The sequence below is a fragment of the Mycobacterium sp. 1165196.3 genome, from assembly GCF_001673415.1.
GTDB lineage: Bacteria > Actinomycetota > Actinomycetes > Mycobacteriales > Mycobacteriaceae > Mycobacterium > Mycobacterium europaeum_A.
Window position 1 is genome coordinate 1 of the sequence record NZ_LZLU01000137.1, and the last position, 7,093, is coordinate 7,093.

At 66.5% G+C, this 7,093-nt stretch carries 3 protein-coding genes and 1 pseudogene; 2 read left to right on the forward strand and 2 right to left on the reverse strand.

Translation table 11 applies throughout. The annotated features are described in order from the left end of the window. Positions 1-54: 54 nt before the first annotated feature. Positions 55-177 carry a hypothetical protein gene (locus tag A5659_RS28970; RefSeq protein WP_369829380.1) on the forward strand — a complete coding sequence of 41 codons (123 nt, stop codon included), beginning with the start codon at positions 55-57 and terminating at the stop codon, positions 175-177. Here the strand turns inward: A5659_RS28970 and pks2 are convergent. Together pks2 and A5659_RS14445 are read right to left on the reverse strand one after the other, a co-directional pair. Then, positions 151-4,998 (reverse strand): annotated as a pseudogene (gene pks2 / locus A5659_RS14440) (sulfolipid-1 biosynthesis phthioceranic/hydroxyphthioceranic acid synthase); the annotation flags it as partial. The gene A5659_RS28970 and the pseudogene pks2 sit on opposite strands and share 27 nt — an antisense overlap. 471 nt (positions 4,999-5,469) lie before the next feature. Continuing rightward, positions 5,470-6,870 carry an MFS transporter gene (locus A5659_RS14445; protein WP_231997835.1) on the reverse strand — a complete coding sequence of 467 codons (1,401 nt, stop codon included), beginning with the start codon at positions 6,868-6,870 and terminating at the stop codon, positions 5,470-5,472. Here A5659_RS14445 and A5659_RS28545 point away from each other — a divergent pair. Next, positions 6,776-7,009, forward strand: coding sequence for a hypothetical protein (locus tag A5659_RS28545; RefSeq protein ID WP_231997838.1), 234 nt, complete (start codon positions 6,776-6,778; stop codon positions 7,007-7,009). The two genes, A5659_RS14445 and A5659_RS28545, sit on opposite strands and share 95 nt — an antisense overlap. Positions 7,010-7,093 lie beyond the last annotated feature (84 nt).

The following is a 7,093-nucleotide window of genomic DNA, read 5'->3' on the forward strand; positions in this document are numbered from 1 at the left end:
GCTGCGGACGCCGAGATCTTCGCCACAGCCGGCAGCGAGCAACGTCGACAATTATTGCGCGACATGGGAATTGAGCATGTTTACGATTCGCGGAGCGTAGAGTTCGCCGACCTGATACGCCGGGACACCGACGGTTATGGCGTGGATATCGTGCTCAATTCCCATGTCGCGCAATAATTGTCGACGTTGCTCGCTGCCGGCTGTGGCGAAGATCTCGGCGTCCGCAGCCCGCGCGATGGCGATCGCCGCCTGTCCGACCCCACCGGTCGCGGAGTGGATCAGCACCCGATCACCGGCACTGATTCGGGCCAGCTCGTGCAGGCCGTAATAGGCGGTGGCGTGCGCGGTGGTCACCGCCGCGGCCTGGTGATCGGTCAGGCCGACCGGCAGCGTGACAGCCAGGCGCGCGTCGCAGGTGAGGAAGTTACCCCAACAACCATTGGCGCTCAGTCCCCCAACATGATCGCCTACCTTGTGGCCGGTCACGTCCGGCCCGACGGCGGTCACCACGCCGGCGAAGTCGGTGCCCAGCTGCGGCAGCCGCCCCTCGAAGGCGGGGTAACGGCCGAACGCAACGAGCACGTCGGCAAAGTTGATGCTGGACGCGCTGACCGCTACCTCGATCTGTCCTGGTCCGGGTGGAATACGGTCGCTGGCAACGAGTTCGAGTGACTCCAGATCACCCGGCGTACGGATCTGCAGGCGTATCCCGTCCCGCTCGCGGTCTGCGACGGCCGTTTGCCGCTCCTCGGGGAGCAGTGGGGCGGGGCACAATCGCGCGGTGTACCACGCGCCATTCCGCCAGGCGGTCTCGTCCTCCTCCAACCCGCCGAGAAGTTGGCGAGCCAGCTGGTCGGCGTCGGTGGTCTCGTCGACGTCGATCTGGCTGGCGCCCAGGTGTGGGTGCTCCATGCCGATCACCCGCACCAGGCCCCGCAGCCCGGCCTGCTCGAGGTTGGGCACGTCGTTGGACACCACGGTTTGGGCGTTGCGGGTCACGACATATAAGCGCGGCGGTTCGCCCGGAAGATCCGCCAACTCACGGGCAATGCGCACCAGATGTTGCACATAGTCCCGGCCCAGCTGCGCACTCCGCTCGTCGGGGTCGCCGTTTTTCGGTCCGGTGAGGATCGCCACACCGGTGAATTCACCGGCACGCAAACGGTTTGCAAGCTGGTCGGAGTTGGAGGTGTGGTCGGCCTGCTGCGGCCAGGACATGGTGGTGCACTGCACCCCATGGTTCTTCAGCGCGTCGGCCAATGTGCTGGCCACCACGTCGGCGGTGGCGCTGGTGCCGATCAGCAGCCAGCTTCCGGCGTCGGTGTGGTCCAGCTCGGGCAATTCTCGTTGCCGCCATTCGATGGTCAACAACCGCTCGGCCAGCAGCCGATCGTCATTGCCGCTCCCCGACGCGCTGGTGCCCACCCGCAGCCCCTGCACGGTGACCAGGACCGCCCCGTGCTCGTCGAGCAGGTCGATGTCGGCCTCGACCCCGGAGGTATCGGCTTTCGTCACCCGTGTGTAGCAGTAATGGACGTTGCGGGCAGCGCTGTAGGCGCGCAGGAGGCGAATACCCAATACCAATCCGAGCGCGCCTTCGCCCAGGGCCTGAACGTCCGGATGAGCCTCCACGGACTGAAAACACGCATCCAGCAGTGCGGGATGCACGCCGTAAGCCGCTTGCTGCGAGCGGATTTGGCGGGGTAGCGCCACCTCGGCCAGCACGGTGCCCGTCGCCCCACCGCCGGTGTGCACGGCGCCGAGACCGGCGAACGCGGGACCGTAGTGGACGCCCCGCTCGTCCATGCGCTTGCGCACTTCTGCGCCGTCGTCACAACCCGGATGCGCCGCAAGTAGTGCGGACATGTCGTGCGCAAGTGGCTGCTCGTCCTCCGCGACGCGGAGGACGGCGGAAGCATGCCGCGCCTTTTCGGCGCCCTGATGTGACTCCACGGTGAAGTCGACAACGCCAGGCGAGGACAACGACCCCGAGGCGCCGATCGTGGTCAGCTCCTCCAGCAGGAGCGCCTGCTCGAAGCGGATGTCACGAACCTCAGCCGCCTCGCCCAGCACGGTACGCGCCGCCGCCAGCGCCATCTCGCAGTAAGCGGCTCCCGGCAGCATGGGCACGTCCCGAAGCCGGTGGTCCGCGAGCCAGGGGTGGGCGGCGGTGCCGACCTCGGCCTGCCAGACGTGGCGTTCCGGTTCCTCGTCCAAGCGCACATGCGAGCCCAGCAGGGGGTGCACTGCGACGGTGCAACCACCATGTGTCGGGGATTCCTGGCCCCCGCCGCTCAACCACAGCCGCCGGTGCGTCCACGTCGGCAGCGGTGCATCGACCAGCCGCCCGCTCGGGTAGAGCACCGAGAAATCGACCGCCGCGCCCGCGGTGTGCAGGTCCGCCACAAATCCACGCAGGCCGTGCGGAAGCTTCTGTTCGCGGCGCATACCGGCCAGAGCGGCCATGGGCATCTCGCGGTTGCGGGCGGTCTGCTCGAGGGCGCGGACAAGTAGCGGGTGTGGCGACAGCTCGGCAAAGACCCGGTAGCCGTCCTCGAGAGCTGCCTGCACTGCCGTGGCGAACCGCACCATACGGCGCATGTTGTTCGCCCAATAGCGGGCATCGCACACCGGCTGCTCCCGCGGATCGAACAGGGTCGCCGAGTAGAAGGGCACTTGCGGTGTCATCGGGCTGATGTCGGCGAGCACGTCGATCAATTCGTCCATGATCGGATCGACCTGAGGCGAATGGAAGGCGACATCGGTGGGAACCTCGCGCGCCATCACGTCGCGCTGCTCCCAGGCCGCGACCAGGTCGTGAACCGTTTGCGCGGCGCCGGCGATCACCGTGGACTGCGGCGAGGCCACGACCGCCACCACGACATCGTTGATACCGCGTGCCGTCAGTTCCGAAAGCACCTGCTGCGCAGGCAATTCCACCGAAGCCGTGGCACCGGCACCGGCCACGCGAGTCATCAGCCGCGAGCGCCGGCAGATCACGCGCACCCCGTCTTCCAGCGACAACGCGCCCGCGGCGACAGCTGCCGCGGCCTCACCGAGAGAGTGCCCGATGACCGCCCCCGGGCGCACCCCGTAGGCCTTCATCGTGGCGGCCAGGGCGACCTGCATGGTGAACAGCGTCGGTTGGACCCGGTCTTGACCGGTCACGGTCTGCGGCGCCGAGATCGCGTTGGTCACCGAGAATCCGGACTCCCGGGCGATCAGCGGCTCGGCTTGCGCGACGGTGGCGGCGAACACCGGTTCGTTCGCCAACAGGTCGGCGCCCATCGCCGCCCATTGCGAACCCTGCCCGGAAAACACCCATACCGGTCCGCGGTCGTCCTGTCCGACCGCGGCCGGATACGGAGTGTCGCCGTCGGCAATCTCGCGCAGGGCCTCTACGAGTTCGCGCCGGTTGCTGGCGATGGCGGCGGTGCGTACCGGGCGGTGCGCGCGCCGACGTGCCAGGGTATAGGCAAGGTCGGGCAGCGCCAGGTCGTCATGTGCTCGCACCCAATCGGCCAGCCGGCCGGCGGTGCGGCGCAGTTCGTCGGCCGAGGTGGACGACAGTGGAAACAGCAGAGACGCCGTCGTCGAAGCCTCGGGTGAGACACCCTCGGACACAGCGGCTTCGAGAACCTGCTCAGGTGCTTGTTCCACGATGGCGTGCACGTTGGTTCCCGACAGCCCATACGACGAGACCGCCGCCCGCCGCGGGTGATGGCCGTTCGTGACCCACCGTGTATTTTCCTGCGGCACAAACAGCTTCGTATCTATTCGGGCAAGATCATCGGGTAGCCGGGTGAAGTGCAGATTCCGGGGAACCACACCGTGTTGCAGGGCGAGGATGGCCTTTAGCAGCCCGAGCGCTCCGGAGGCCGCTTGGGTATGCCCGAAATTGGTCTTCACCGACGCCAGCGCGCAGGGGCCGTCGACGCCATAGACGTTGGCCAAACTGGCGTATTCGATCGGGTCACCCACCGGGGTGCCGGGGCCGTGCGCCTCGACCATGCCGACCGTGCGGGCGTCCACACCCGCGGCGGCTAACGCCGCCTGATACACGGCTGTCTGGGCGGTCTCCGATGGTGTCGCGATGTTCACGGTGTGCCCGTCCTGGTTAGCAGCGGTCCCGCGCAGCACCGCCAGGATTCGGTCCCCGTCGCGTTGCGCGTCCGCCAACCGCTTGAGCAGCACCATGACGCTGCCCTCCCCGCCCACGAACCCGTCCGCCGCGACGTCGAAGGCGTGGCAGCATCCGGTCGGCGACAGCATGCCCTCGGCCGACCCGGCGGAGAATTTCCGCGGATCCAACGCCAGCGTGGCCCCGCCGGCCAGCGCGAGGTCGGTTTCACGCTCGTGCAGGCTGCGGCAGGCCAGGTGTATCGCCGTCAGGCCGGAAGAACACGCCGTGTCCACCGTCAATGCGGGACCGTGGACCCCCAAGGCGTAGGCGATGCGCCCGGACGCCAGGCTGAAGCTGTTGCCGGAGAAGCCATATGCCCCCTCCACGGAGTGCGCGTCGGCGGCCAGCAATTGGTAGTCGCCATGCGTCAACCCCAGGAACACACCGGTCAGTGAGTCAGCGATGCGCTCCCTCGTGAGACCGGCGTGTTCCATGGCCTCCCACGAGGTCTCCAGCAGCAACCGGTGTTGCGGATCCATCGCGGTCGCTTCTCGCTCGTTGATCCCGAAGAACTCGGAATCGAAACCGGCGACGTCGTCGATGAAGGCGCCCCACCGCGATACCGACCGGCCCGGCACACCGGGTTCCGGGTCGTAGTACTCGTCGGCGTCCCAGCGGTCGGGCGGTATTTCGGTGACCAGGTCATCGCCGCGTAACAACGCTTCCCACAACTGATCCGGCGAGTCGATGCCGCCGGGAAGCCGACACGCCATGCCGATCACCGCAACAGGAGTGACAGGCGTGGTGGCCATCGGGGCGGAGTAATCGGTCGAAGGCGAGCGCTGCATGGCGTCGTCGATCAGTTGGGCAGTCATTTCGCCTCCTTGCGGCAGCGACCGAGTGGCTTGTCAGTCGCGGGGGTGCCGTCGGTTGTGTAGTAGAACGGGGTGATACTCACCGGTCCTCCATGATTCGCTTTGGCATGAGCCGAATGGGTCGGTGCACTCGCTGCAACCGACCGTGCGCGCTAGGGCTGGGCCCGGAAAGGGCCTCGACGAAGTGCATGCCCCGAGCGTCGTGGCTTTCAATCCTGTTGTCAGGCTTATCAAGTCGGTAGCGTAGTCAGGACCCGCACATAGAGTGGTGAACGCAAGGCGACAGAGTGGTGGCTCCGGTACCGGCAATAAATAACGCTACCGAAAATGAGTCTTTTGGCACGGATTAGATTCCGCGACAGCACTTTTCGTCGACCTACGGGAGTTGGGTATTACGCGGCGGGCCGCCGGAGAGAACTGTACCGCGACCGTGCCGCTCGGCGTCCAGTAGACGTAGCCGACGACGACCAGCTAAAGCTCCCCGGCGTCGATGGCTTCCTTGACTTCCTGCGCGCGGGCTACCTGCGCGGCGGTGTACCCGATTAGCAGCGCCACCCCACCCAGTAGCACGACCACTCCGGCCAACCACAACAGGCCGTAGGTGTAGCCGCGGTCCAGCGCATGCAACTGGGCGGCGTTCATGAACTTCACCGGCCGGAGGGTGCCGCCGAGGTGCAGCGTGCGCGACGTGATGGCGACCTGGATGACGACCAGCACCAGCGGTCCACCCAAGGTCTGCAGCATCATCGAAATCGCCGACGTGGGCCCGATCCGGTCCGAATCGACGGAGGCGATCACCGATAGCGTGAGCGAGACGAAGACCGCCCCGATACCGATAGCGCCAACGATGAGCGGCAACACAAGATTCGGGAAGTACGGCGTGCCCCGGTTGAAGGTCGAGCCGTACAGCGCCGCGCCCAGAATCAGGCCGCCGCTGGCGATTACCACCACCCGGGGCGGGAACCACATCACCAGCTTCGACGCCACGGCCACCCCGATGGCCATCGCGATGCCGAACGGGACGAAGGCGATGCCGGCGCGCAGCGGGCTGTAGCCCATGATGGTCTGCACATACAGGCCGACCACCACAGTCAGGGTGAAAAATATCCCACCGGCAAGGAACATGGATGCGAATGTGGCCAGCCGGTTGCGGTCGAGGAACAGGCTGAACGGCACGAGGGGGTTCTCGGCCCTGCGCTCGACGACGAGGAACGCCACGAAAGCGGCCAGAGCCACCACGCCCGAACCGAGCGTGACGGCCGATAGCCACCCCTTCTCCGGGCCGATCGAGAGGCCAAACACTGCGGCGGTACAGGTGAAGGTGGCCAGCACAGCCCCCGCGCTGTCGAGCTTCATCCGCTCCTTCTGGGTCTCCTGCAACGTGTTGACGGCGAGGTAAATCACGGCCAGACCGATCGGCACGTTCACCAAAAACGCCAGGCGCCAGGACATGTCGGTGAGTGCCCCGCCCACCACCAGGCCCAGCACCCCACCGAGACCAGACGTTGCGCCGAACACCGCCGTCGCAAAGTTACGTTCCGGTCCCGTCGGGAACGTGGTCGCTATTAGCGCCAGAATCGTCGGTGTGGTGATTGCGGCGGCCCCGCCGTGCAGCAGCCGTGCCGATATCAGCACGCCCCCGTCCCAGGCGACGCCGCACAGCATCGAGGCGAAAGTGAACAGCGCGACTCCGACGATGAAAGCACGTTTGCGGCCGATAGCGTCACCCAGGCGGCCGCCCAGCAGCATCAAACCGCCAAAGGTCAGCATGTAGGCGGTGATCACCCAACTCCGCGCGGCATCCGATAAGCCGAGCTCGTTCTGGATCCTGGGAAGCGCAAAGATCGCGACGGGGCCGTCCATCGACACCATCAGCTGTATGCCGCCGATCGCGACAACGACGGCGACGAATCGGCGGGACCGCAACAAAGCCGGAATGCGCCGCTTCGTATGGTGCAATGTGGTCGGTTCGACGGACATTAGGAACCGCTATTTCGCCGCGTCGCCATAGCGCCAAATGCGCGTTCGAAGAGCGAATCCCTGCGTCTGGGTATCACTCACCACGACGCGACCACACCGACCCTTCTCGAATTTT

Coding starts and splice junctions, on each gene's coding strand:
- A5659_RS14445 (WP_231997835.1), bottom strand. CDS start 6,870: ATGGTGTCGATGGACGGCCCCGTCGCGATCTTTGCGCTTCCCAGGATC.